Origin of the sequence: Escherichia sp. MOD1-EC6300, from assembly GCF_002965045.1 — a bacterium.
GTDB classification, from domain to species: domain Bacteria; phylum Pseudomonadota; class Gammaproteobacteria; order Enterobacterales; family Enterobacteriaceae; genus Escherichia; species Escherichia coli_F.
This window is the reverse complement of sequence record NZ_PTRH01000005.1, coordinates 149,287-174,261: the sequence shown is the minus strand read 5'-3', so window position 1 is coordinate 174,261 and position 24,975 is coordinate 149,287. Positions and strand designations below refer to the sequence as shown.

The window sequence follows — 24,975 nt, the reverse complement described above, 5'->3', positions numbered from 1 at the left end:
TATTTCACAAAGGGAGGTCGTATGGATCTGTTGTACCGGGTAAAAACGCTTTGGGCCGCGCTGCGCGGCAATCATTACACCTGGCCTGCTATCGATATCTCTCTTCCCGGCAATCGCCATTTTCATCTGATTGGCAGTATTCATATGGGCAGCCACGATATGGCTCCCCTGCCCCCCCGTTTGCTCAAAAAGCTCAAAAACGCCGATGCGCTGATCGTCGAGGCGGATGTTTCCACCAGCGATACGCCTTTTGCCAATTTGCCTGCCTGCGAGGCGCTGGAAGAGCGCATTAGCGAGGAGCAATTACAAAATCTGCAAAACATAAGCCAGGAGATGGGTATTTCTCCATCGCTCTTTTCTACCCAACCGCTGTGGCAAATCGCGATGGTTCTTCAGGCAACGCAAGCGCAAAAACTGGGGCTGCGGGCAGAATATGGTATCGATTACCAGCTATTGCAGGTGGCGAAGCAACAACATAAACCCGTGATTGAACTGGAAGGGGCAGAAAACCAGATTGCCATGTTGCTCCAGCTCCCTGACAAAGGACTGGCGCTGCTGGACGATACGCTGACCCACTGGCACACCAACGCTCGTTTGCTGCAACAAATGATGAGCTGGTGGCTGAATGCGCCGCCGCAAAATAATGAAATAACGCTGCCCAATACGTTCAGTCAGTCGCTGTACGATGTGCTGATGCATCAGCGAAATCTCGCCTGGCGGGACAAATTACGCGCCATGCCGCCGGGACGCTATGTGGTCGCGGTCGGAGCTTTACATCTGTATGGAGAAGGGAATTTGCCGCAGATGTTGCGCTAAAAAAATGGCCAATATCGCTATTGGCCCGTCAAAGAGGAATTTCATTTTTTTATTATTATGCCGTCACTTTAAGCGACGGTGTAACTCGATTGTCGCTCAATCTCACCATCCTGCCAATACTCTTAGGCAAGATGACTCTTTTTTTTGGACCGCCATCAGGCGTATGCTTGCTTCGTTTTTTTGTTTAAGGCAGGAAAATTACCATGACACCCGCAGTTAAATTACTCGAAAAAAACAAGATTTCGTTTCAAATCCACACCTACGAGCACGATCCGGCTGAAACCAATTTTGGCGATGAAGTCGTCAAAAAATTAGGTTTGAATCCGGATCAGGTCTACAAAACGCTGCTGGTGGCAGTGAACGGTGATATGAAGCACCTTGCAGTGGCCGTTACGCCGGTCGCAGGTCAACTGGATCTTAAAAAAGTAGCAAAGGCGTTGGGTGCCAAGAAAGTTGAGATGGCCGATCCGATGGTTGCGCAGCGTTCGACGGGGTATCTGGTTGGGGGGATTAGCCCACTGGGGCAGAAAAAACGCCTGCCGACGATTATCGACGCCCCCGCGCAAGAGTTTGCCACTATTTTTGTTTCTGGCGGCAAGCGCGGGCTGGACATTGAACTGGCGGCAAGCGACCTGGCGAAGATCCTCGATGCCAAATTTGCTGATATCGCTCGTCGCGATTAAGTGATGCACACGGAAGATGAGATGTGGAAAGGATTACAGAGACATTAAGTATCGCTTGTGCAGATGAGATACCGGATATCGCCTTACTTCGGCAAACATCGAGAGAAAAGGTATTACATCTGCATTTTGCCAGCGAAGCAGAGAGGTATCGTGAGGAATTCGGGCTGGTGCTGAAAGCACAGCTCGATGAATTTGTTGTTGGCATGCATTCTGCCGACCCGGTTATCAGGATCGCCAGATTAATATCGCTTGAAGAGATTAACCGCCATCAGGATTTTTTCGAACACTGCGCGAAAGAATATCGTAAGCTGGCGACAGAGCTTATATTTGCATTGGCTGAACAACTGAACGTTGAGATGGCGGAAAATAACCCGCTAGTTACCTTTGCCCCCTTCAAATGCAACCGTAAGCGAAAAGGCAAAATGGGAAAGTGGCAGTATTGTTTTCATGGTTTTCATTGTGCATTTGAGAATAAAAAAACAGAGCAAAATATTGAAGTTCCCCTCGCCTACGGCTTTGATTTCGGCGATCTGGACCCGTATTTTTTTTCCGTATTTATCAAATCGACCCCCGCCTGGCAGCCTCTGCCAGTGGCTATTTACGATGATTACCACGACGGCAGCAGGATCATTCAACAACTGCTGGCGCTGGGAAAGTTAGAAAAAATCCCTTCACCGATCCCACAATACACGGGTGTTGCTGCGGTAGATTGGTCCAATGTCGACATCGCAAGTTTTCGCTCAACACTGGAGAGTCGCCTGCACCGATGCAAATTACGCTGGCTTTTGAAGCATGTAAAAAACTCACAAAGGAGCGAAAGATGAAATTTGACCATCTTGTTGATGTTAGCTTCCACAATTTTGTCTTTAACGGAAAATTCGATTTTGTCGAACTGGGGCAAACAATGGCATGGTTGGAACAAAACTTTATTGAGCCGGACTCTAAAAATGATATGGGAAATGGTTTTTATATCTGGCTATTTGGTAATGTTGAGTTTCATTTCGAAAACAACAAGCTATATATGATTTGGTACGATTATCTGAGCCAAATCCATTTGGGCAAAGCGATCCGATTTGATAAAGGAATATTGAATAACGTCGCTGAGTTGAACGTTACGCGTGTATTTAACATGCTTGTTAACGAAGGCGCTGATCTGCAAATCCACCGTCAATCGCCCCATACACTATTAATCCACGTCAATCGCTCAGGCGTGACACTTTGGTTTGAAGCAGATGAAGAACAGCCCGGTGAACCGCAGAATTATATGCTGATGGCATTTGGTTTGACACATCGCGATTACGATGCAAGATTTCAATATTCATAAATGGCGGCGTCATATCATGACGCCGCGACAGGGTTCATTACTGCCAGCTCACCTCACCTTTCGGTTCATAGACACTCACATCCAGCGGCGAGTTTTTCTGGATATACGCTTTCAGCACTTCAGCATCAATAAAGCCGGTATTCACATAGCCCGGTTTGTTATCCAGACGCGGATAGCCATCACCGCCAGTGGCATTGAAGTTTAATGTCGCCATACGGTAAGTTTTCGCCGGATCGACCGGTTCGCCTTTGATTTTCAGGTCGTTCAGTTTGCCGTCTTTCGCCACAAAGCTAACGTTGGCAAATTGCGGATAGGCACCAGAATCAGGCTTCATTTGTGCGACGGCGGTCAGGTAATCAATCACCTCTTTACCGGTCATGTCGGCATACACCACCACATTGCCGAATGGCTGCACTTTCAGCACATTTTTATAGCTGATATCACCTGCTTCGATAGAATCACGAATTCCGCCTCCGCTCATCACCGCAAAGTCGGCACCAGTGCGATCCATTTGTGCTGCCAGAATCAACCGCCCCATATTGGTCTGTACAAAACGCACTTTGCTGCGGTCGCCTTCCAGACGACCATTGGTTTCGCCTATTTTCACTTCCAGCTGCGCTTTGCCTTTGTTCTGGAACGGTGATAACAGCGAAATCATTTGCTGGTTTTCGGCGATTTCAGGGGTGTAAAGCACACGCTCGCTTTTCCCGTCTTCCCAGGTCACTTTCTTCTTCAGGTTTACCGGAATCAACTGGTAGTTGACCATTTTCATTTCGCCGTTGCGAAACTCAAAGTCGGCCCGACCCACGTACTTGCCCCACTCATGCGCCTGTACAATCCAGATGCCATTTTGTTGATCCGGTTTGCATGGCGTACCAGGAACGTAATCGACCTGTTTTTTATTTTCTGCCGCCATACAGACTGGATCTTGCGAGTGACCTCCGACGATCATCGCCAGCGATCCGGCAGGCAGCGCGCGTGCCATCTCCACATCGCCCGGTGCATTAGAGCCGTGCTCACCATTGTCGTAATGCCCCATATGGGTTGCCGCGATAATAATGTCTGGCTTTTCTGTCTGTTGCAGCTCCTGAATCACCAGCTTCGCTTCATCAGCGGGCTTACGAAATTCGATATCAGTGAAGTATTCCGGGTTACCAATTTTGGCTGTGTCATCGGTTGTCAGCCCAATAACGGCAATTTTCAGATCCTGACGCTTAAACAGCGCCCATGGTTTAAACAGGCGCTCACCAGTGCTTTTTTGGTAGATATTGGCGGAAAGCAACGGGAACTTAGCCCACTTTTCCTGCTGGCGTAATACGGTGAGCGGGTTATCAAATTCATGATTACCGATCGCCATTGCATCATAGCCTACCAGATTCATACCGCGAAAATCAGGTTCGGCATCCTGTAAGTCGGACTCGGGCACGCCAGTATTAATGTCGCCACCGGAAAGTAGCAGCACGCTACCACCTTCAGCCGCAACCTCTTTGCGAATACCGTCCACCAGCGTTTTTTGCGCCGCAAGACCATATTCGCCATATTCATTACGCCAGAAATGACCATGATGATCATTGGTATGCAGAACTGTAATTTTGTAGGTTTTATCCTGCTCATAAGCCAGAGCAGTTTCACTCGCCAGTGTAAATGTGGTTAACAGTGCTAACGCCACGCCCCGCTGCAATAATTTCATACTTCTCTCCCTGATCAGATTTCAACGTGTTGAAAAATAGTATGACGCGACATCATAGACAAGTCTGCGTCCGGTGAAGATAAATCTGCATCCAGATTAGAAATTCTGTATTCAGCGTTGAGACTTCCTTCAGGCGGCGCATACAGGTATGTTAGTCGGGTAATAATCACAAATAAGATCATTCTTTACATCGCAACCCTGAAAAAGTGACTTTCCTATGGCAATGAGTGAACAAACCCAGCCAGTGGCTGACGCTGCTGCGTCAACGACCAAGGCCCGAACATCGTTTGGTATTTTAGGTGCTATCAGCCTCTCACATCTGCTGAACGACATGATCCAATCGCTGATTCTGGCGATTTATCCCCTGCTTCAGTCAGAATTTTCTCTGACATTTATGCAAATTGGCATGATAACCCTCACCTTCCAGCTCGCCTCTTCACTATTGCAACCTGTGGTCGGCTACTGGACGGATAAATATCCGATGCCGTGGTCGTTGCCGATTGGCATGTGCTTTACCTTAAGCGGTCTGGTGCTGCTGGCGCTGGCGGGCAGTTTTGGCGCAGTTCTGCTGGCGGCGGCGTTGGTCGGCACTGGTTCGTCGATCTTTCACCCGGAATCCTCACGCGTGGCCCGAATGGCGTCTGGTGGCCGTCATGGTCTGGCGCAATCTATCTTCCAGGTCGGCGGCAACTTTGGCAGTTCCCTGGGGCCCTTGCTGGCAGCGGTGATTATCGCGCCTTATGGCAAAGGCAACGTGGCCTGGTTTGTGCTTGCAGCACTGCTGGCAATCGTGGTGCTGGCGCAAATCAGCCGTTGGTACTCGGCACAGCACCGAATGAATAAAGGAAAACCAAAAGCGACGATTATCAATCCACTGCCGCGCAACAAAGTGGTACTGGCGGTCAGCATTCTGTTAATCCTGATTTTCTCGAAATATTTCTATATGGCGAGCATCAGTAGCTATTACACCTTTTATCTGATGCAAAAATTCGGATTATCTATCCAGAATGCCCAACTTCATCTGTTTGCCTTCTTGTTTGCCGTTGCGGCAGGTACGGTGATTGGCGGGCCTGTGGGGGATAAAATTGGGCGGAAATATGTGATTTGGGGCTCTATCCTCGGCGTTGCGCCGTTTACGCTGATTTTACCCTACGCCACCCTGCACTGGACGGGGGTTTTGACGGTGATTATTGGATTTATCCTCGCTTCGGCGTTCTCTGCCATTCTGGTCTACGCTCAGGAGCTACTTCCAGGACGTATCGGTATGGTTTCTGGACTCTTTTTCGGTTTTGCTTTCGGCATGGGGGGTCTGGGAGCGGCAGTTCTGGGGCTTATCGCCGACCACACCAGCATCGAGTTAGTCTATAAAATCTGTGCTTTCCTGCCACTATTGGGGATGTTGACCATATTCCTGCCTGATAACCGGCATAAAGACTGATTTCATTGCAGCCAAAGGCAAACTTTGGCTGCATCGTTTTACAGTCGCCATAAGCCTTTCCTCTGTTAAACCGCCTTCTGTTTTCCGATCCGTGCTTTTTTTGCCGCTAATTCCATTTTTCTGCAAAATTCAACAATTATTCATAAACATCATCAATGAAATTGTCATAAACTATTACGTGTAATTTTGGTTTTCCCGGCCAAAAATGGACAATAACCACCAGGAAAAGGAGACGGAATGCATCACGCCACCCCGCTTATCACCACCATTGTTGGCGGCCTTGTGCTCGCCTTTATCCTCGGCATGCTGGCCAATAAACTACGCATTTCTCCTCTGGTGGGATACCTGTTAGCAGGTGTGCTGGCGGGACCATTCACTCCTGGCTTTGTTGCCGATACCAAGCTCGCGCCGGAACTGGCGGAGCTGGGCGTTATTCTGCTGATGTTCGGCGTCGGTTTGCACTTTTCGCTGAAGGATTTGATGGCGGTAAAGGCCATCGCCATTCCCGGCGCGATCGCCCAGATAGCCGTGGCGACGCTGCTGGGTATGGCGCTCTCCGCCGTGCTGGGCTGGTCGTTAATGACCGGTATCGTGTTCGGTTTATGTCTTTCCACCGCCAGTACCGTGGTGTTACTGCGCGCACTTGAAGAACGGCAATTAATAGACAGCCAGCGTGGGCAAATCGCCATCGGTTGGTTGATTGTGGAAGACCTGGTCATGGTTCTGACGCTGGTATTGCTGCCCGCAGTAGCAGGAATGATGGAACAGGGTGATGTGGGCTTTGCGACGCTGGCCGTTGATATGGGGATCACCATTGGCAAGGTGATCGCATTTATCGCCATTATGATGCTGGTAGGTCGCCGTCTGGTGCCGTGGATTATGGCACGCAGCGCGGCAACCGGTTCCCGCGAGCTATTTACCCTGTCGGTGCTGGCGCTAGCGTTAGGGATTGCTTTTGGCGCGGTGGAACTGTTTGACGTCTCCTTTGCGCTGGGCGCGTTCTTCGCCGGGATGGTACTGAACGAGTCTGAACTGAGTCACCGTGCTGCCCACGATACGCTGCCATTGCGCGACGCGTTTGCGGTGCTGTTTTTTGTCTCCGTCGGAATGCTGTTTGATCCGTTAATTCTGATTCAGCAACCACTGGCGGTGCTAGCGACGCTGGCGATTATTCTGTTTGGTAAGTCCTTAGCCGCGTTTTTCCTGGTGCGACTGTTTGGTCACTCTCAACGTACGGCATTAACTATCGCCGCCAGCCTGGCGCAAATTGGTGAGTTCGCTTTTATCCTGGCGGGGCTGGGGATGGCGCTGGATCTGTTGCCGCAGGCCGGACAAAACCTGGTGCTGGCAGGGGCAATCCTGTCGATTATGCTTAACCCGGTGCTGTTCGCGCTGCTGGAGAAATATCTGGCGAAGACCGAAACGCTGGAAGAGCAGACGCTGGAAGAAGCTATCGAAGAGGAGAAGCAGATTCCGGTGGATATCTGCAACCATGCGCTGCTGGTAGGTTATGGTCGTGTGGGCAGCCTGCTGGGGGAGAAATTGCTCGCCTCTGATATTCCTTTAGTGGTGATTGAGACGTCACGTACTCGCGTCGATGAACTGCGCGAGCGCGGGGTCCGGGCGGTATTGGGCAACGCGGCGAATGAAGAAATTATGCAACTAGCGCATCTGGAATGCGCAAAATGGCTGATCCTGACGATTCCTAATGGTTACGAAGCAGGCGAGATTGTGGCGTCTGCTCGCGCGAAAAACCCGGATATTGAGATTATCGCCCGCGCCCATTATGACGACGAGGTAGCATATATTACCGAGCGCGGGGCGAATCAGGTGGTAATGGGCGAGCGTGAAATCGCCCGTACTATGCTGGAACTGCTGGAAACGCCACCGGCGGGTGAAGTGGTGACGGGGTAAGACATTGATTCCATTGCCGGATGCGATGCTGGCGCATCTTATCCGGCCTACAGGTGCCACCTTCCAAAGGTCGGATAAGGCGTTTATGTCGCATCCGACTGTCATTGCCGGATGCGATGTTGACACATCTTATCCAGCCTACAGGTGCCATCTTTCGTAGGTCGGATAAGGCGTTTATGCCGCATCCGACTGTCATCAGTCCGATAACTTAACGATCCCAGTAAGACTCTTCCAGACTGTCTTCACGCTCCGGTAAGCCGCGCGTTAAACGAGGTGAATGCTGGTTCAGTACCTGATAGCTCACACGGTTAGCATATTTACACACCTGCGCTAATGACGAATACGTTAACCAGGTGAATTTATGTTTGCTGGAGTTTGGTACGTTGCTACGGTGGTAGCTGTTGGCGGTAATGTCATGCAGCAATGCTGCCAGTGCGCCATCCCCGGCACCGTTGGTGTTCATGATCTTTTCCGGCCCACCCATATAAGGCGCAATGTGAGAATAGACGCGCAGCGGGTTCTGGCAATCTTTATGGCGCATGGCGCGGCTAAACTCATACTGGTTAAATTCCGCGATAGCGCCCGGCAGCAGCGGATGCTGGGTTTTACGTTTCGCTTCGTCTTCAGTAAAGCCCGCCATATACAAGCCGATTGGCCCGGCGGTGCACAGCACCAGATCAACCCAGTCCAGCGCCTTGTCAGATGCCAACAACGGATCGCTTTCTCCGGTCAACGCTTCGGCCTCATCTTCGTTCATCGCAAGGATAGAGACGTGATCTTTGAGGAATTGCTGCCACCACTGCGGATTCTCGGCAATGACAAACTTGGTGCCCAGCGTCAGCACCACCGGTACGTTATATTTCTTCGCGTACTCAATGGCTTTCATGGTTGCTTCCGGCATGGGTTCACCCGGCTTACAACGCACCAGATAAGAAGTGAGAACCAGTGCCGAGGCTCCGGCAATCACATCTTCCGGAATACTTTCAGCCCGCAGCTGGTTCATGTGGCCAGGGCTGATAGCAAAGGTACGTTCCCCGGACTCGCCAATCAGGGTAAAGCAGCGACCAATCGGGCCGTCCACGCCTTGCAGATAGTTAAGATCGGTACGGCTGGAGGTGTTACACAGGTAACGATAGGCATAGCTGCCAATTTCAATATTGCTGCACATGACGCCCAGCAGCACCGAACGGTCGTCCGCGAGCACCGAGTAGTTGTGCATGGTGTTACCAATAGTGCCACCCGCAAACTGATGGGTAATCAGGTTTTTCTGTTTCAGCTCCTGATAAAGTGCTTCGGCAACATCATCCTCAATCACCAGTGAATGCCCGGCGCTTAATCCATAACGCTCAATGAACTCATCATCCACTTTCGCTTCAATATCGACCAGCGTTTGATCGATACCCACTACCCAGGCAGCGCTGGTTTCGTTTTCTGGCTGGAATTGCTGAAGCAGCGGATCGCGTGCGTTTACGGGAAAATAATGTTTGGATTTACGTTTGCCGGGAAATTTCATGGTTGTTTTTACGGGTGGTTAACTGAGCGGCGAATGTTAACACAATCTGACGGGAGCGCGCGAGACGCAGCCAGTTTCAATATCAGCAGGCGGGATCGCATTTTCATGGCAGTGGTTCCTTACAATGACGTAATTTGAAAGGAGTTTTTGCATGAAGCCGGAAAACAAATTACCCGTTCTGGACCTTATTTCTGCTGAAATGAAGACCGTTGTGAATACTCTTCAGCCGGATTTACCGCCCTGGCCCGCAACGGGAACGATTGCAGAGCAACGTCAGTATTACACGCTTGAGCGCCGATTCTGGAATGCTGGCGCTCCAGAAATGGCAACCAGCGCTTACATGGTTCCCACACCTTATGGTCAGGTCGAGACTCGCCTCTACTCACCCAAAAGTCACAGCCCGGCGACACTATTTTATCTGCATGGTGGTGGTTTTATTCTCGGCAATCTTGATACCCACGATCGGATTATGCGACTGCTGGCAAATTACACCCAATGTACAGTGATTGGTATTGCTTACACTCTTTCGCCGGAAGCACGTTTTCCGCAGGCAATAGAGGAAATTGTGGCTGCCTGTTGCCACTTCCACCAGCAGGCAGAGGATTATCAAATCAATATGTCACGCATTGGTTTTGCCGGTGATTCTGCAGGCGCAATGCTGGCGCTCGCCAGTGCGTTGTGGTTACGTGATAAACAGATAGATTGCGGTGAAGTTGCGGGCGTTTTGCTGTGGTATGGGCTTTACGGATTACGGGATTCCGTGACTCGTCGTCTGTTGGGCGGTGTCTGGGATGGCTTAACGCAACAGGATTTACAGATGTATGAAGAGGCGTATTTAAGCAACGACGCGGACCGCGAGTCGCCGTATTACTGCCTGTTTAATAATGATCTCACTCGCGAAGTTCCGCCCTGTTTTATTGCCGGGGCGGAGTTCGATCCGCTGCTGGATGACAGCCGTCTGCTTTACCAGACGTTAGCGGCGCATCAGCAGCCCTGTGAGTTCAAACTCTACCCAGGCACGTTACACGCCTTTTTGCATTATTCACGGATGATGAAAGCCGCCGACGAGGCTCTTCGCGACGGCGCTCAGTTCTTTACCGCTCAGCTTTAGCGATACGCGGCAACAAGATTAGCCATCATTTCGATATGTTCCGGTGTAGCATTAAGCGCCGGAATATATTCGTATTTTTGACCGCCCGCACCGAGGAAGACTTCACGGTTTTGCTCGGCAATCTCTTCCAGCGTCTCCAGACAATCTGCAGCAAAGCCCGGGCACATCACCTGAATATGACCTACGCCTTTTTCTCCGAGCATTTTCAGCGTTTCGTCGGTATAAGGCATCAGCCAGGGTTCCCGCCCAAAGCGCGACTGAAAGGTCATCATCACTTTTTCCGGTGCCATCTCCAGTGCGGAAGCCAGTTCGCGAGTCGTTGTGCGGCAACGTTGCGGATAATCATCGCCTTCATCTGCATAACGCTGGGGAATGCCATGATAAGAGAGCAGCAGCAGATCCGGTTCGCCATGTTTGGCAAAAGAAGCACGTACGCTGTTCGCCAGTGCATTAATGTAATCGTGGTTATCGGCGTAATCACGAATAAACGATATCCCCGGAATGCTACGTTTGCGCGCCAGAATGCGTGCCAGCTCATCCCATACCGCACCGACCGTTGAACAGGAGTATTGCGGATAAAGCGGCAGCACCACAATATGATCTACATGCTCTGCCAGGAGTTCATCTACGGCGCTTTCCAGTGATGGCGAGCCGTAGCTCATTCCCAGCGCTACGGGCGTCTCCGGTAAACGTTGTGCCAGCGCCTGCTGTTGCTGGCGGCTGTAAACCATCAGTGGCGAGCCGCCCTCCATCCAGACAGAGGCATACAACTTCGCCACACGCGGCGAGCGCAGCGGCAAAATCACGCCGCGCAGCAACGGCCACCACAACAGCCGTGAGGTATCAACCACGCGTCTGTCGCTTAAAAATTGTTTCAGGTAGCGTTTTACCGCTTCAGGAGTGGGGGCATCGGGTGTACCCAGGTTTGCCAGCAGAATACCGGTTTTAGTTTGACGCATTACCGCCTCTTATCGATTCAACTTGTTGATAATTGTAGCGGAAAAGTGAAGAAGAAGAACTAATTGCTGTGAGAGGTTTTGCCTGAGGAGGATGAGCAGACCTGCCCGAAAGCAGATCTGCTGCGGCTTAATTAGCCGAGGATCTTTTCCAGATCAGCGCGAACTTCAGCAACCGGTTTGGTGCCGTCAACTTTCGCGTATTTGGTGTTACCCGCTTCCGCTTCTTTGGAGTAGTAGCCGATCAGCGGTGCAGTCATCTGATGGTATTCAACCAGACGTTTACGCACGGTTTCTTCCTGATCGTCTTTACGGGTAGTCAGTTCTTCACCGGTAACGTCGTCTTTGCCTTCTACTTTCGGCGGATTGAATTTAACGTGATATACACGACCAGACGGCGCGTGAACGCGGCGGCCTACGATACGGTCAACAATCAGTTCGTCCGGTACGTCGAATTCCAGAACGTAATCAACGTTGATGCCCGCTTCTTTCATCGCGTCTGCCTGCGGAATGGTACGCGGGAAGCCATCCAACAGGAAACCATTACGGCAGTCTTCCTGAGCAATACGCTCTTTAACCAGCGCGATCACCAGCTCGTCGGTGACCAGTTTGCCAGCATCCATAATGTCTTTTGCTTGTTTACCCAGCTCGGAGCCAGATTTGACCGCAGCACGCAGCATATCGCCAGTGGAGATTTGCGGAATACCATATTTCTCCATGATGAACTGAGCCTGAGTCCCTTTCCCCGCGCCCGGAGCGCCAAGCAGAATGATACGCATTGCGAAAATCCCCTTAAAATGTGTCGAATTTTTTGAAAAAGCGATAAACGATACCACCATCAGGCGATTGCCTCAAGAAAGGCACCTGAGGCTGAAACGGTTAATGGCGAGATAATTTGCGGAAAGGACAGATGATGAAAAGAAAAATGCCGGATGACACGAGGGTCATCCGGCATTACATCAGGAAACCAGCAGCTGGTTCATACGGCGAATAAACAGGTTCGGATCTTCCAGCGTACCGCGCTCTGCCAGCAGCGCCTGATCCAGCAGCAGTTCTACCCACTCGCTGAACTTCGCTTCATCTTCAGTATCTGCCGCACGTTTCACCAGTACGTGATCCGGGTTCAGTTCGAAGATGTATTTCACTTCTGGTACTTTCTGGCCCGCCGCAGCGAACAGTTTCGCCATCTGGGTGCTCATTTCGTCCGCGTCGGTCGAAACGATCGCTGGCGTATCGGTCAGACGGTGAGTCAGACGGACATCTTTCACGCGCTCGCCGAGCAGGGCTTTCACACGGTCGATGAACGGAGTCAGTGCTTTCTCCGCTTCTTTCGCGCTCTCATCAACTTCGTCAGCCAGTTTTTCCAGCGACTCGTCAACTTTAGACACAGACTGGAACGGTTTACCGTCGAACTCAGTCAGATAGTTCATCATCCACTCATCGATGCGGTCGGAAAGCAGCAGAACTTCGATGCCTTTCTTACGCAGCAGTTCCAGGTGCGGGCTGCTCTTCGCTGCCGCATAGCTGTCTGCGGTGATGTAGTAGATTTTCTCCTGCCCTTCTTTCATGCGGGAAACGTAGTCTTCCAGAGACACGGTCTGCGCAGAAGAGTCGGTATAGGTAGAAGCAAAACGCAGCAGTTTGGCGATCGCTTCCTGGTTAGCGAAATCTTCCGCCGGACCTTCTTTCAGTACCAGGCCAAACTGTTGCCAGAAGGTCTGGTATTTTTCCGCATCGTCTTTCGCCAGTTTTTCCAGCATTTGCAGCACACGCTTGGTCAGCGCATTGCGCAGGTTACGCGTTACCGTGCTGTCCTGGAGGATTTCACGGGAAACATTCAGCGGCAGATCGCTGGAGTCAATCAGACCACGCACGAAGCGCAGATAGTTCGGCATGAACTGTTCTGCGTCGTCCATGATGAACACACGCTGAACATACAGTTTCAGGCCGTGTTTATGATCGCGGTTCCACATATCCCACGGTGCCTGCGACGGAATATACAGCAGGCTGGTGTACTCCTGCTTACCTTCAACGCGGTTGTGGCTCCAGGTCAGCGGATCGTTAAAGTCGTGGGCGATGTGTTTGTAGAACTCTTTGTACTCTTCGTCGGTGATTTCCGACTTGTTACGGGTCCACAGCGCCTGCGCTTTGTTGATTTTCTCCCAGGAGATAACGGTTTCGCCGTCTTTCTCTTCGCGTTTTTCGATCTCTACCGGCAGCGCGATATGGTCGGAGTATTTGCTGATGATGGAACGCACGCGCCAGTCATCGAGGAACTCGTCTTCGCCTTCACGCAGATGCAGGGTGATTTCAGTACCACGATCTTCTTTGGTGATGTCGGCAACGGTATATTCACCTTCGCCAGCCGATTCCCAGAAGACGCCGTTTTCTGGTTTTTCGCCTGCCGCGCGAGTACGCACGGTCACTTTGTCGGCCACGATAAACGCAGAGTAGAAACCAACACCAAACTGACCGATCAGTTGGCTGTCTTTCGCCTGGTCAGAACCCAGGGATTCGAGGAATGATTTGGTGCCGGATTTAGCGATAGTCCCCAGATGGTCAATCACTTCGTCGCGGGTCATCCCCACGCCGTTATCGGAGATGGTAAGCGTGCGCTTGTCTTTATCGAAAGAGACACGAACGCGCAGTTCGCCATCACCTTCGTACAGGTCCGGGTTAGAGAGCGCGCGGAAACGCAGCTTGTCCGCCGCATCGGAGGCGTTAGAGATAAGCTCACGCAGGAAGATTTCTTTATTGGAATAGAGAGAATGGATCATCAGGTGCAGAAGCTGTTTCACTTCTGACTGAAAACCACGAGTTTCTTGTCCTTTCATGTAGGTCTACCTCAATAATGCCATTTTAAGGTTAAAAACAGGATGAGGGAGAGATGGGGACAAGGGAGAATAATTTCAAGCGAGAGCAGGTGATCCTGCTCTCGTTTGCTTAAAAACGAATCTTATGACGCCCGGCAAGGGAGTGTGACAGCGTGGTGCCATCGACCATTTCCAGCTCGCCGCCAACCGGTACGCCATGAGCGATTCGGCTGGCTTCCACGTCATATTGCGCGCAAAGCTCGGCAATGTAGTTAGCGGTAGCTTCACCTTCAACCGTGGGGTTGGTGGCGAGGATCACTTCAGTGATTTTTTCCTCTGCCAGACGCTGTTCCAGACGATCAAGCCCGATATCATCCGGACCGATGCCGTCCAGCGGTGACAGGTGCCCCATCAACACAAAATAACGACCTGAAAACTGCCCCGTCTGCTCAATGGCGTAAATGTCCGCCGGACTCTCCACCACGCAGATTTGACCGTTTTCCTGACGACGCGGATTCGAACAGATGTTACAGACTTCCTGTTCGGTGAAGGTGCGGCAATCGGCGCAGTGGCCGATTTCCGACATCGCCCGGGTGAGCGCCTGCGCCAGACGCATCCCGCCGCTACGATCGCGCTGAAGCAGCGTGAACGCCATACGCTGCGCCGACTTCGGGCCAACGCCCGGCAGACAGCGCAGTGCTTCCATAAGCTGTGTTAACAGCGGGCTGGTTTGCATCAGAACGGCATCTTAAAGCCAGGCGGCAGCTGCATTCCGGAGGAAACAGAGGCCATTTTTTCTTTCTGCGTTTCTTCGATACGACGTGCTGCGTCGTTGAATGCTGCAGCCACCAGATCTTCCAGCATCTCTTTGTCGTCTTCCAGCAGGCTCGGGTCGATCTCTACGCGACGGCAGTTGTGTGCACCGTTGATGGTCACTTTTACCAGACCTGCGCCAGATTCGCCGGTCACTTCCAGCTGCGCGATCTCTTCCTGCATTTTCTGCATTTTTTCTTGCATCTGCTGGGCTTGCTTCATCAGGTTACCCAGACCGCCTTTACCAAACATAGGTTTCTCTCTCAATCACGTTAAGGATGACGAACGTAAGCTGTGCTTACGATCAAATGGGGCGGATACTTTCTTCATCCAGCTCCGCATCGAAGAACCGACGCAGGGTCTGAATATTATTATCCGCAATAATGGACTCGCGCGCCTGCGCAAGTTTTTCTTCGTATATCGCCTGACGCCATTCCAGCGGCGTGCGCACCGCGGGATTATCATCTTCAACGATAGTCAGTTCAACCGTTGAACCTTTTAACGTGCTCAACGCTTCAGCCAGTTTTTGCTGTGCACCGCGGTTGTTTAAATGCCGCTGAGAGGAGCGCAAATGCAGGCATATTGCGTTGTCGCTCTCCTCTTTCCAGGCATTTAACGCCACCTGTTCGACCAGTTTTGGTAGCGAAAGTTGGCTCACCTGTGCCGCCCAAGGATCGCGCTCAATGGCTTCTGCCGCCAGCTTTGCCGCCAGTTCCGGCGTTTTTTCATGTTCCAGCGCTTTTTTCAGCGCCTTCGGCGTGGCGACCACTTCTTTTTGCTGCATCACTGGAGTGGTCGCCTTCCAGCGATACGCTTCTTTTTTGGCTGGTGCTTTTTCCAGCGCCGATGGCACCGGACGCGCCTGAACGCGATCGGTGACCGAAGCCAGTCTTTCCAGCGCAGCGTTATTCACCGGCCGCGCGCGGGTAGCGGCTGCCGGTTCACTCTTTTTTGCTTTGGTTGCTCCCTGTGCGCGCTGCAGTTGTTGGCGCGCCGCCAGCACCTGGCTGGTGGTTTCTGAGAGCGGTACAGTCGGTGCCTGCTGCGGAGCTGATTGCGGTTGCGGCGGCACCTGGGTTGGCGTCATTACTGCCGTTGGCGCGACGGGCGCAAAAGACTGGCGTGGCACTTCTGGCTCAGGCAGCGGCATACGCGGATGAAACGCCAGTGCGCGCAACAGCGTCATCTCAACGCCCATGCGGCGGTCCGGCGCATACGGTAATTCTTTGCGACCAATCAACAGCGTTTGATAGTAAAGCTGAATATCCGTCGGCGGTATGGTGCGCGCCAGTTCACGCATCCGCAGCTCGATGGCGGCCATGTCGTTGCCCAGCGCAGCAGGGGAAAGTTGCACCATTGCAATGCGGTGCAACAGGCCGAGCATTTCTACCAGCAACGCTTCCCACTCAATACCACGAGCGGCGGCTTCATTAATCAGCGACATTACACGCTCGCCGTTGGCTTCAACCATCGCTTCAACCAGCGACAGCGCCTGATCGTCGTCAAGCGTACCCAGCATCGCACTGACCGCCTGGGTTGAAACCTGGCCGTCACCGCTGGCAATTGCCTGGTCGGTTAAACTTAGGGCATCTCGCAAGCTGCCTTCAGCGGCGCGCGCCAGCAGTTGCAGCGCCCGCGGCTCGTGAGCGATATGTTCTTCGTTGAGGATGTGCTCAAGCTGATGGCGAATTTGCTCGACATCCAGCGCCTTGAGATGAAATTGCAGGCAGCGTGACAAAATCGTCACCGGCAATTTCTGCGGATCGGTCGTCGCCAGCAGAAACTTGACGTGCTCCGGCGGTTCTTCAAGGGTTTTTAACAGTGCGTTAAAGCTGTGGCGCGACAGCATATGCACTTCGTCGATCAGATAAACTTTAAAACGACCACGCGCTGGCGCGTACTGGACGTTATCCAGCAGGTCGCGGGTATCTTCGACTTTGGTGCGCGAGGCGGCGTCGATTTCAATCAGATCGACAAAGCGCCCCTGCTCAATTTCACGACAGTTATCGCACACGCCGCACGGCGTCGCGGTAATGCCGGTTTCGCAGTTTAGCCCCTTCGCCAGCAGTCGGGCGATAGAGGTTTTTCCGACGCCACGGGTGCCGGAAAAAAGATAAGCATGATGAATACGCCCTAACGACAAGCCGTTCGCCAGTGCGGTCAGCACATGTTCCTGGCCGACGACGTCAGCAAAGGTTTGTGGGCGCCATTTTCGGGCTAAGACCTGATAACTCATTGGCAGGCTCTGAAACGCTGGAAGGTGGATTCACGAAGGGGTAATGCTAACACAGCCCCGTCAGAACGGCGAGGCTGAATGCACATCTTGTGCTGCCCGTAGCGTGAGCAGCGCAAGACTGACGATAATTAATGGCCCGGGAACGGAACAAGGCTGTAGCTGGTAATGCCCTGTTTTTCGAGACGCTGTTCGCCGCCGAGATCGAACAGGTTGATAATGAACGCAGCATCAGCCACTTCACCACCCAGACGACGGATCAGTTTAACGGTCGCTTCGATAGTGCCGCCGGTTGCCAGCAGGTCGTCCACCACCAGAACTTTGTCGCCCGGTTTGATGGCATCAACGTGGATTTCCAGCTGATCGGTGCCGTATTCCAGATCGTAAGTTTCACTGATGGTCTCACGCGGCAGTTTGCCCGGTTTACGGACCGGTACAAAGCCAACGCCCAGACCCAGAGCTACCGGAGCGCCAAACAAGAAGCCACGCGCTTCGGTGCCGACAACTTTGGTAATGCCCGCATTTTTGTAACGCTCAACCAGCAAGTCGATGCTGAGAGCGTAAGCTTTCGGGTCTTCCAGTAAGCTGGTGACATCACGGAAAAGAATGCCGGGTTTTGGGTAGTCCTGAATGCTTTTGATGCTATTTTTGAGATACTCAAGCTGCTGTGCAGTCGCGGTCATAAGTGTATGCCTGCTTGTTACGGTGGTACTCACGGCGCGTTTTAAACGTATCAAAAGTAACAGTTGTTTAACCTTTGACCGCCTGCGCCTGTGCTCGAAAACGCCAGAATGTACTGGCTGTACGCAATAATTGCAACTGCGATTGTTGTGCTTCAGTGCTTTTCTTGCTTTTCATCAATCACCGGAATTCGCCACATATAAAAAAGCAAACAGGCGAGAATTACCAGCAACATGATGCGCACCCATGGCATCTGGACGAACCACAAAGAAATGGCAAACGTGAGCAAAATAAGCAAAATCGCCCGCGGTTTGACGCCGCGCGGCATCGCATGATGTTTCTGCCAGAAACGTAGATAGCTGCCAAACCATGAGCGGTACAGCAACCAGGCGTGAAAGCGCGGGGAAGAACGGGCAAAGCACCAGGCCGCCAGCAGGATAAACGGCGTCGTCGGTAATACCGGTAATACCACGCCTAGCGTACCCAGCACTACCGCCAGCCAGCCAATGATGATTAAAATGATTCGTTGCATATTGAGTGTTGTCAGCTTACAGAGTGGCTACTTTAGCATAACAATTATCATTTTCATTGAGGTCTTATCGTGAAAACCGCCCTGCTGCTGGAAAAACTGGAAGGACAGCTCGCCACGCTGCGTCAGCGTTGTGCCCCGGTAGCGCAATTTGCCACGCTAAGTGCCCGTTTTGACAGGCACCTTTTTCAGACCCGTGCGACAACACTACAGGCTTGTCTCGATGAGGCGGGCGATAATCTGGCTGCGCTTCGTCATGCGGTTGAGCAGCAACAGCTGCCGCAAGTGGCCTGGCTGGCGGAACATCTGGCTGCACAACTGGAAGCCATCGCGCGTGAAGCCTCCGCCTGGTCATTGCGCGAGTGGGACAGTGCGCCACCGAAAATTGCCCGCTGGCAGCGTAAACGTATTCAGCATCAGGATTTTGAGCGGCGACTTCGTGAGATGGTTGCCGAACGTAAAGCCCGCCTGGCGCGGGTGACCGATCTCGTGGAACAGCAAACGCTGCATCGTGAAGTAGAAGCTTATGAAGCGCGCCTGGCACGCTGCCGCCATGCGCTGGAAAAAATCGAAAACAGGTTAGCGCGTTTAACCCGCTAGCAATGGAGAGAGTATGTCACTGGAAAATGCCCCTGACGATGTCAAACTGGCTGTCGATTTGATTGTGCTGCTGGAAGAAAATCAGATCCCAGCGCGCACCGTGCTGCGTGCGCTGGATATTGTAAAACGCGATTATGAAAAGAAATTAACGCGCGATGATGAGGCGGAAAAGTGAGAAATAAATGGGGCCGCTAAATGTCCCCTAAGATTGCGGGCAAACGCAAAACTGCCTGATGCGCTACGCTTATCAGGCCTACACCGCTCCTGCAATATATTGAATTCTTGCGGTTTCGTAGGCCGGATAAGGCGGTCACGCCGCATCCGGCATGAACAACGCGCACTTTGTCAGTAATCTCGGGGCAACTAAATGTCGCCCCCTTTGGTTATTACCCAACCGCTGGTGTCGGATCGTCGCCTTTGTAGTCGCGTTTTACTTCCGTCACCTCATCGCCCTTCTCGTTGTGCAGATGCACTTCAAGCTGGTTAAAGGCAATGTTGATGTCGTTTTCACGGCACAGCTGATCAATAGTACGGTTCAGCTCATCGACAGTACGACTGCGGTCACGCAGTTCACGCACGTACAGGCGCAGCTCGTGATCCAACGTGCTGGCACCAAACGCCGTAAAGAAGACTTCCGGCATGGGTTCGTGCATCACCCTTGGGTGCTCAGTCGCCGCCTTCAGCAACACTTTACGCACTTTTTCCAGATCGGAGCCATAGGCCACGCCCAGGCGGATCACCAGACGCGTGGTGGTGTCGGTTAACGACCAGTTGATCAGACGCTCGGTAACAAACGCTTTGTTCGGGATGATCACTTCTTTGCGATCGAAATCGGTAATCGTTGTCGCACGAATACGAATCTTACTTACCGTCCCCGAGAAGCTACCAATGGTTACCGTATCGCCAATGCGCACCGGACGTTCGAACAGGATAATCAAACCGGAGACGAAGTTACCGAAGATCTCTTGTAAACCAAAACCAAGACCTACGGATAATGCCGCCGCCAGCCACTGGAGTTTATCCCACGAGACACCCAGCGATCCGAACACCGTCATCGCACCAACGGCAATGATGATGTAGTTAAGGATGGTAGTAATGGCATACGACGCGCCCTGGCGCATATTCAGTCGCGAGAGCACCAATACTTCCAGCAAACCAGGCAGGTTGCGAATCAACGCCCAGGCTACCATTGAGGCGATAATCGCAAACAACAGACTGCCCATGGTGACGTTTTTCACCACCGCAGCGCCAGCTTCAGTGCCGTTGTAATGCCAGAGCGTAATGCTGTCGAGATAGCTGAACACGGTAATCAAATCTGACCAAATCGCCCAGAACATGACACCGAACAGCGCAAACATCAGCAACATGGTAATACGCAGCGTCTGCTGGTTAACCTGCTCCAGTGCAATGGTGGGTTCTTCCGGCGGTTCAGCCCCTTCTGCGCCCTCTTTCACCAGATTCTGCCGACGCGCCAGCGCACGACGCCAGGCGATACGCCGCGCCGCTACGCTTAAGCCGCGCAATACCGTCTGGTACAGCAGGTTCCAGATGATCACCAAATAAACGGTTTCAATCCAACGCCCGGAGAGGCGCAGCGTGGTGTAGAAATAACCCGTGGCGGTCAGCACCATCAACGCAATCGGGATAATCGACAGTACGGTAATGGTGACCAGTCGCATGGTGTGCGACTCTTTATCACGCCAGCTTTCGCGGCACATCGGCCACACCAGGAAGGCAATCAGCAGCAAGTTGAAGAAAATCATCGCCTGCCCCAGCACATCATCCATCAGATGCAGCGGGGAAAGTTCTGCCACCACAGACCAGAAATGGATAGGCAGCAACGCGAGACTGATGCGGACAATTTGCCGACGCCAGTGGCTGGTCTGCTGTTCCGGCATGCCGAAGTGACGCACGGCAACGCCATTTTTCTCCAGTACCTTCCAGCACAGGCCAAACACCAGCCAGAAAATCGCCAGTTTTTTACTGAACGACCACAGCAGTTCGCTGATGTTGAGCTGCATGGTTAGCAGAATCAGACCAACCGCGAGAATAATCAGGCACACCGGCAGCGCACGGATCAGGTCGATAAGGATCGCTTTTGGTGTGTTGAGCTGGCTGTCGTTACGCAGGGAACCCACAGCGGAAGCCAGTTTTTGTTGATACGCTTTCAGCCATCCCAGACGCCAGTGGATCAGCCCGGCAATTAATAGCAGTGGTAAACCAGCGAGGAAAGCGATAAAGACGGCAGGCCAGGCTTTTTCCCAGTTTACCGTGATCTTCATCGACTTAAATTCATCTTTCAGCGTTTGTGGGAACGCTTTGATCCAGTCCCAGTCCATTGGACGGTTACTGTTCACCCAAAAGATTTGCTGAGTCAGGATCGATTTCAGGTTTTTCGACACGCTCATTAACTGCTGCTGGTTGATTTGCAGGTTAATGGCCATCATCAACTGGTTACCCAACTGTTTATTAAGCTGATCCAGCAGTTCGCGACGCATATCCACAACCTGGAGTAATGCGTCATGAACTTCACTGTTAACTTCGTTGGCGTGGCCTTCTTCCAGCTTGTTAACGAACGCATCACTCTGGAAGAGCGCATCACGCTGCTGGTTGACTTCAAACTGTTCGAGACGCAAATCCGCGATGCGGTTGGTCATGTTTTCCAGTTCATCCGCCGAGGGCAGCGTTTGTTGTTGCTGGTAAAGGATACGAGACAACAGCAGGCTGCCCTTCAGGACGGCAATCTGCTCTTTAATATTGCGTTCCGATTGCAGCGCCCGCTCCAGCCAGTTTTTGACTTTAATGTTTTGCTGCATCAACTGATTACCGTTTTCAGTCGCGGTAATCAGACGCTGACTTAACTGCTGGTTAATTTCCAGTTCCTGCTTCACCAGCGGATTAGCCTGAATACGTGCAGCTTCATCCGGAGAGACGGCTTCCTGCGCCGTTTTTTCGGTTAAGGTCAGGCGCTTACTGTTTACCGCTTCTTGCAACAGTTGCAACTGGTGTTCCAGACGAGCACTGTTCGCCGTCACGTAATCACGCTGCTTTTGCAAGGTATCCTGTAAGACGGTGTTCCCTTCCAGGCTTTTACGCTGCTGGTCAATCTCGGCATTCAGCAAAGCCTGCTGAGCCTGCATTAACACTTTCTGGCTGGGACGTAAGGCAGTCTCGCCGACATCAGTGCCATCCAGGCGGCTGCGAATTTGTTGCAGCTGCTGCGAAGCGTTATACATCGCATTTTGCACGCGTTCGGGCTGCGTCTGTAACGAAACCAGCTGGCTGTTATAAGACGCCAGATCGTTTTGTGCGTTTTGCAAATCGTCCAGCGCCTGGGCAACGCGAGTTTCCAGCTGGCGCAACGAAAGCGTGCTCAGAATTTTGCGCGTTTCTTCGTCGTTATCGACATCGCTAAGTGCTGTTAACGCCGCGGTCGCCTGACGCATTTTTTCCGGCGCTTCAGCGACTTTTTGCCGTAGCTGAACTGTCTCTTCTTTTATGCGATCGATTTTATCGAGGGTGGCTAATGTATCTGTCAGATCCTGCTGCACCAGTTTGTCCTGAGCAGAAAGATCTTTTTGTTTATTCAGTGAGTCAAGTTGTGCCTGCAGGTCCGCTTTTGTCGGCAGATCACCATTCGATGGCGCCCGCGCAAACGCCGCATTCTGGCATAACAAGACCAAAACAAAAGCAATGAATGCTGAAAAAACAAAATGCCGTGATCGTTTGTAATACTGGAACATAGTCATGATGAATGAAGGTTTCTGAACCTGAAGAACGACCTGAAAAAGTCAAACCGCAAGAATATCACGACGCAATGAACCAGAATAGCAACGGCGAAAATGTCCAGGAAAAATCCTGGAGTCAGATTCAGGGTTATTCGTTAGTGGCAGGGTAACGAAGCGTGGGGCACAGGAGATACATCTCCAGTAAGATGGCGACGTAATCGCGGGCTTCTTTTTTAAGATCAAAAGATTGCGGGGCAAAGAGCCAGTTTTCCATCAGGCCGGAAATATAGCCGCGCATAATAATTGCTGCGCGACGCGTCATTAAATCCGCAGGCAACATTTTCGCTTCAATACAATGTTTTAACGTTTGTTCTATACGGTCATAACTCTCCAGACAGAGATTACGTTGTGCCTGTTGCACAACAGCCATTTCTCCGACAAATTCGCATTTGTGGAATATAATCTCCATCAATAATCGACGCCGTTCTTCTGTCACCGTGGATTCAAGAACATGAATTAATATCTCTCTTAATACTGAGAGTGGATCGCCAGGGAATTTTGCCTGATACTCAAGCTCTAGTTCACCAATATTGGATTCTGACAGTTCCCAGATCTCACTGAACAAATCCGACTTGTCTTTAAAATGCCAGTAGATTGCACCGCGCGTAACGCCAGCTGCTTTTGCAATCTCGCCCAGCGAGGTGGATGATACCCCCTGCTGTGAGAAAAGACGTAAAGCCACATCGAGGATGTGTTGGCGCGTTTCCTGCGCTTCTTGTTTGGTTTTTCGTGCCATATGTTCGTGAATTTACAGGCGTTAGATTTACATACATTTGTGAATGTATGTACCATAGCACGACGATAATATAAACGCAGCAATGGGTTTATTAACTTTTGACCATTGACCAATTTGAAATCGGACACTCGAGGTTTACATATGAACAAAAACAGAGGGTTTACGCCTCTGGCGGTCGTTCTGATGCTCTCAGGCAGCTTAGCCCTAACAGGATGTGACGACAAACAGGCCCAACAAGGTGGCCAGCAGATGCCCGCCGTTGGCGTAGTTACAGTCAAAACTGAACCTCTGCAGATCACAACCGAGCTTCCGGGTCGCACCAGTGCCTACCGGATCGCAGAAGTTCGTCCTCAAGTTAGCGGGATTATCCTGAAGCGTAATTTCAAAGAAGGTAGCGACATCGAAGCAGGTGTCTCTCTCTATCAGATTGATCCTGCGACCTATCAGGCGACATACGACAGTGCGAAAGGCGATTTAGCGAAAGCCCAGGCTGCAGCCAATATCGCGCAATTGACGGTGAATCGTTATCAGAAACTGCTGGGTACGCAGTACATCAGTAAGCAAGAGTACGATCAGGCTCTGGCTGATGCGCAACAGGCGAATGCCGCGGTAACTGCGGCGAAAGCTGCCGTTGAAACTGCGCGTATCAATCTGGCTTACACCAAAGTCACCTCTCCAATTAGCGGCCGCATTGGTAAGTCAAACGTGACGGAAGGTGCCCTGGTGCAAAACGGTCAGGCGACTGCGCTGGCAACCGTGCAGCAACTTGATCCGATCTACGTTGATGTGACTCAGTCCAGCAACGACTTCCTGCGCCTGAAACAGGAACTGGCAAATGGCACGCTGAAACAAGAGAACGGCAAAGCCAAAGTGTCGCTGATCACCAGTGACGGCATTAAGTTCCCACAGGACGGTACGCTGGAGTTCTCTGACGTTACTGTCGATCAGACCACCGGGTCTATCACCCTACGCGCTATCTTCCCGAACCCGGATCACACTCTGCTGCCGGGTATGTTCGTGCGCGCACGTCTGGAAGAAGGGCTTAATCCAAACGCCATTTTAGTCCCGCAACAAGGTGTAACCCGTACGCCGCGTGGCGATGCTACCGTACTGGTGGTAGGCGCGGATGACAAAGTGGAAACCCGTCCGATCGTTGCAAGCCAGGCTATTGGCGATAAGTGGCTGGTGACAGAAGGTCTGAAAGCAGGCGATCGCGTAGTAATAAGTGGGCTGCAGAAAGTGCGTCCTGGTGTCCAGGTAAAAGCACAAGAAGTTACCGCTGATAATAACCAGCAAGCCGCAAGCGGTACTCAGCCTGAACAGTCCAAGTCTTAACT

At 51.9% G+C, this 24,975-nt stretch carries 22 protein-coding genes and 1 other annotated feature; of the genes, 10 read left to right on the top strand and 12 right to left on the bottom strand.

Features of this window, described 5'->3' with window-relative positions; translation table 11 throughout:
• Positions 1–21 precede the first annotated feature (21 nt).
• The 4 genes from BGE37_RS10345 (at position 22) to BGE37_RS10325 (ending at position 2,823) form a co-directional block, all read left to right on the top strand.
• Positions 22–816, top strand: coding sequence for a TraB/GumN family protein (locus tag BGE37_RS10345; protein WP_032183493.1), 795 nt, complete (start codon positions 22–24; stop codon positions 814–816).
• 203 nt (positions 817–1,019) lie between these two features.
• Positions 1,020–1,499: a Cys-tRNA(Pro)/Cys-tRNA(Cys) deacylase YbaK gene (ybaK, locus tag BGE37_RS10335; protein WP_000186628.1), complete on the top strand. Its 480-nt coding sequence runs from the start codon at positions 1,020–1,022 to the stop codon at positions 1,497–1,499.
• A 23-nt stretch (positions 1,500–1,522) separates the two neighbouring features.
• Positions 1,523–2,323 (top strand): DUF6896 domain-containing protein, encoded by an 801-nt coding sequence (locus BGE37_RS10330; protein WP_105287996.1) that lies wholly within the window; start codon positions 1,523–1,525, stop codon positions 2,321–2,323.
• Positions 2,320–2,823 (top strand): hypothetical protein, encoded by a 504-nt coding sequence (locus BGE37_RS10325; protein ID WP_105287995.1) that lies wholly within the window; start codon positions 2,320–2,322, stop codon positions 2,821–2,823. Before BGE37_RS10330 ends, BGE37_RS10325 begins: the two co-directional genes overlap by 4 nt.
• A gap of 37 nt (positions 2,824–2,860) precedes the next feature.
• Here the strand turns inward: BGE37_RS10325 and ushA are convergent, their stop codons facing one another.
• On the bottom strand, positions 2,861–4,513 hold the full coding sequence (gene ushA, locus BGE37_RS10320; RefSeq protein WP_032183492.1) for a bifunctional UDP-sugar hydrolase/5'-nucleotidase: 1,653 nt from the start codon (positions 4,511–4,513) through the stop codon (positions 2,861–2,863).
• Between the two features lie 217 nt (positions 4,514–4,730).
• On the opposite strand from ushA, the gene fsr reads away from it, so the two are divergent.
• A complete protein-coding gene (gene fsr / locus BGE37_RS10315; protein WP_105287994.1) occupies positions 4,731–5,951 on the top strand; it encodes a fosmidomycin MFS transporter in 1,221 nt (406 codons plus the stop codon).
• Positions 5,952–6,188: 237 nt separating this feature from the next.
• A complete protein-coding gene (gene ybaL, locus BGE37_RS10310) occupies positions 6,189–7,865 on the top strand; it encodes a YbaL family putative K(+) efflux transporter (protein WP_000546224.1) in 1,677 nt (558 codons plus the stop codon).
• A gap of 208 nt (positions 7,866–8,073) precedes the next feature.
• Here the strand turns inward: ybaL and gsk are convergent, their stop codons facing one another.
• A complete protein-coding gene (gene gsk, locus BGE37_RS10305) occupies positions 8,074–9,378 on the bottom strand; it encodes an inosine/guanosine kinase (protein WP_000671574.1) in 1,305 nt (434 codons plus the stop codon).
• 151 nt (positions 9,379–9,529) lie between these two features.
• Here gsk and aes point away from each other — a divergent pair, with 151 nt between their 5' ends.
• A complete protein-coding gene (aes, locus tag BGE37_RS10300; RefSeq protein WP_105277208.1) occupies positions 9,530–10,489 on the top strand; it encodes an acetyl esterase in 960 nt (319 codons plus the stop codon).
• Here the strand turns inward: aes and hemH are convergent.
• The 8 genes from hemH to BGE37_RS10250 all read right to left on the bottom strand — a co-directional run bounded on the left by hemH (position 10,486) and on the right by BGE37_RS10250 (position 18,517).
• Positions 10,486–11,448 carry a ferrochelatase gene (hemH, locus tag BGE37_RS10295; RefSeq protein ID WP_105287993.1) on the bottom strand — a complete coding sequence of 321 codons (963 nt, stop codon included), beginning with the start codon at positions 11,446–11,448 and terminating at the stop codon, positions 10,486–10,488. The genes aes and hemH overlap by 4 nt on opposite strands.
• A gap of 131 nt (positions 11,449–11,579) precedes the next feature.
• The gene (adk, locus tag BGE37_RS10290; RefSeq protein ID WP_001220233.1) at positions 11,580–12,224 is read right to left on the bottom strand and encodes an adenylate kinase; all 645 of its coding nucleotides are present in this window, start codon (positions 12,222–12,224) and stop codon (positions 11,580–11,582) included.
• A 180-nt stretch (positions 12,225–12,404) separates the two neighbouring features.
• Complete coding sequence (gene htpG / locus BGE37_RS10280) at positions 12,405–14,279, bottom strand: molecular chaperone HtpG (protein ID WP_000678208.1); 1,875 nt, start codon at positions 14,277–14,279, stop codon at positions 12,405–12,407.
• A 109-nt stretch (positions 14,280–14,388) separates the two neighbouring features.
• The gene (gene recR, locus BGE37_RS10275; protein ID WP_001195025.1) at positions 14,389–14,994 is read right to left on the bottom strand and encodes a recombination mediator RecR; all 606 of its coding nucleotides are present in this window, start codon (positions 14,992–14,994) and stop codon (positions 14,389–14,391) included.
• Positions 14,994–15,323 carry a YbaB/EbfC family nucleoid-associated protein gene (locus BGE37_RS10270; RefSeq protein ID WP_000467098.1) on the bottom strand — a complete coding sequence of 110 codons (330 nt, stop codon included), beginning with the start codon at positions 15,321–15,323 and terminating at the stop codon, positions 14,994–14,996. The genes recR and BGE37_RS10270 overlap by 1 nt, the downstream gene beginning before the upstream one ends.
• Positions 15,324–15,375: 52 nt before the next feature.
• Positions 15,376–17,307 (bottom strand): DNA polymerase III subunit gamma/tau, encoded by a 1,932-nt coding sequence (gene dnaX, locus BGE37_RS10265; RefSeq protein ID WP_032183490.1) that lies wholly within the window; start codon positions 17,305–17,307, stop codon positions 15,376–15,378.
• Positions 15,979–16,043 (bottom strand) — a sequence feature (DnaX frameshifting element). It overlaps the preceding gene by 65 nt.
• A gap of 128 nt (positions 17,308–17,435) precedes the next feature.
• Entirely contained in the window at positions 17,436–17,987 is a 552-nt protein-coding gene (gene apt, locus BGE37_RS10260; protein WP_000127356.1) for an adenine phosphoribosyltransferase, read from the bottom strand.
• 152 nt (positions 17,988–18,139) lie between these two features.
• Positions 18,140–18,517, bottom strand: a complete 378-nt coding sequence (locus BGE37_RS10250) for a DUF454 family protein (RefSeq protein WP_001188905.1) — start codon at positions 18,515–18,517, stop codon at positions 18,140–18,142.
• 69 nt (positions 18,518–18,586) lie between these two features.
• Between BGE37_RS10250 and priC the strand changes: the two genes are divergently transcribed.
• Complete coding sequence (gene priC, locus BGE37_RS10245; protein ID WP_088541926.1) at positions 18,587–19,114, top strand: primosomal replication protein N''; 528 nt, start codon at positions 18,587–18,589, stop codon at positions 19,112–19,114.
• 13 nt (positions 19,115–19,127) lie between these two features.
• Positions 19,128–19,289 carry a pleiotropic regulatory protein RsmS gene (rsmS, locus tag BGE37_RS10240; protein WP_000051146.1) on the top strand — a complete coding sequence of 54 codons (162 nt, stop codon included), beginning with the start codon at positions 19,128–19,130 and terminating at the stop codon, positions 19,287–19,289.
• Positions 19,290–19,500: 211 nt separating this feature from the next.
• Here the strand turns inward: rsmS and mscK are convergent, their stop codons facing one another.
• Together mscK and acrR are read right to left on the bottom strand one after the other, a co-directional pair.
• Positions 19,501–22,863: a mechanosensitive channel MscK gene (gene mscK / locus BGE37_RS10235; protein WP_105277207.1), complete on the bottom strand. Its 3,363-nt coding sequence runs from the start codon at positions 22,861–22,863 to the stop codon at positions 19,501–19,503.
• 127 nt (positions 22,864–22,990) lie between these two features.
• Positions 22,991–23,638, bottom strand: coding sequence for a multidrug efflux transporter transcriptional repressor AcrR (gene acrR / locus BGE37_RS10230; RefSeq protein ID WP_000101739.1), 648 nt, complete (start codon positions 23,636–23,638; stop codon positions 22,991–22,993).
• A 141-nt stretch (positions 23,639–23,779) separates the two neighbouring features.
• Here acrR and acrA point away from each other — a divergent pair, with 141 nt between their 5' ends.
• Entirely contained in the window at positions 23,780–24,973 is a 1,194-nt protein-coding gene (gene acrA / locus BGE37_RS10225; protein ID WP_001353399.1) for a multidrug efflux RND transporter periplasmic adaptor subunit AcrA, read from the top strand.
• The last annotated feature ends 2 nt before the right edge of the window (positions 24,974–24,975 follow it).

Coding starts and splice junctions, on each gene's coding strand:
- BGE37_RS10345 (WP_032183493.1), top strand. CDS start 22: ATGGATCTGTTGTACCGGGTAAAAACGCTTTGGGCCGCGCTGCGCGGC.
- ybaK (WP_000186628.1), top strand. CDS start 1,020: ATGACACCCGCAGTTAAATTACTCGAAAAAAACAAGATTTCGTTTCAA.
- BGE37_RS10325 (WP_105287995.1), top strand. CDS start 2,320: ATGAAATTTGACCATCTTGTTGATGTTAGCTTCCACAATTTTGTCTTT.
- ushA (WP_032183492.1), bottom strand. CDS start 4,513: ATGAAATTATTGCAGCGGGGCGTGGCGTTAGCACTGTTAACCACATTT.
- fsr (WP_105287994.1), top strand. CDS start 4,731: ATGGCAATGAGTGAACAAACCCAGCCAGTGGCTGACGCTGCTGCGTCA.
- ybaL (WP_000546224.1), top strand. CDS start 6,189: ATGCATCACGCCACCCCGCTTATCACCACCATTGTTGGCGGCCTTGTG.
- gsk (WP_000671574.1), bottom strand. CDS start 9,378: ATGAAATTTCCCGGCAAACGTAAATCCAAACATTATTTTCCCGTAAAC.
- aes (WP_105277208.1), top strand. CDS start 9,530: ATGAAGCCGGAAAACAAATTACCCGTTCTGGACCTTATTTCTGCTGAA.
- hemH (WP_105287993.1), bottom strand. CDS start 11,448: ATGCGTCAAACTAAAACCGGTATTCTGCTGGCAAACCTGGGTACACCC.
- adk (WP_001220233.1), bottom strand. CDS start 12,224: ATGCGTATCATTCTGCTTGGCGCTCCGGGCGCGGGGAAAGGGACTCAG.
- htpG (WP_000678208.1), bottom strand. CDS start 14,279: ATGAAAGGACAAGAAACTCGTGGTTTTCAGTCAGAAGTGAAACAGCTT.
- recR (WP_001195025.1), bottom strand. CDS start 14,994: ATGCAAACCAGCCCGCTGTTAACACAGCTTATGGAAGCACTGCGCTGT.
- BGE37_RS10270 (WP_000467098.1), bottom strand. CDS start 15,323: ATGTTTGGTAAAGGCGGTCTGGGTAACCTGATGAAGCAAGCCCAGCAG.
- dnaX (WP_032183490.1), bottom strand. CDS start 17,307: ATGAGTTATCAGGTCTTAGCCCGAAAATGGCGCCCACAAACCTTTGCT.
- apt (WP_000127356.1), bottom strand. CDS start 17,987: ATGACCGCGACTGCACAGCAGCTTGAGTATCTCAAAAATAGCATCAAA.
- BGE37_RS10250 (WP_001188905.1), bottom strand. CDS start 18,517: ATGCAACGAATCATTTTAATCATCATTGGCTGGCTGGCGGTAGTGCTG.
- rsmS (WP_000051146.1), top strand. CDS start 19,128: ATGTCACTGGAAAATGCCCCTGACGATGTCAAACTGGCTGTCGATTTG.
- mscK (WP_105277207.1), bottom strand. CDS start 22,863: ATGACTATGTTCCAGTATTACAAACGATCACGGCATTTTGTTTTTTCA.
- acrR (WP_000101739.1), bottom strand. CDS start 23,638: ATGGCACGAAAAACCAAACAAGAAGCGCAGGAAACGCGCCAACACATC.
- acrA (WP_001353399.1), top strand. CDS start 23,780: ATGAACAAAAACAGAGGGTTTACGCCTCTGGCGGTCGTTCTGATGCTC.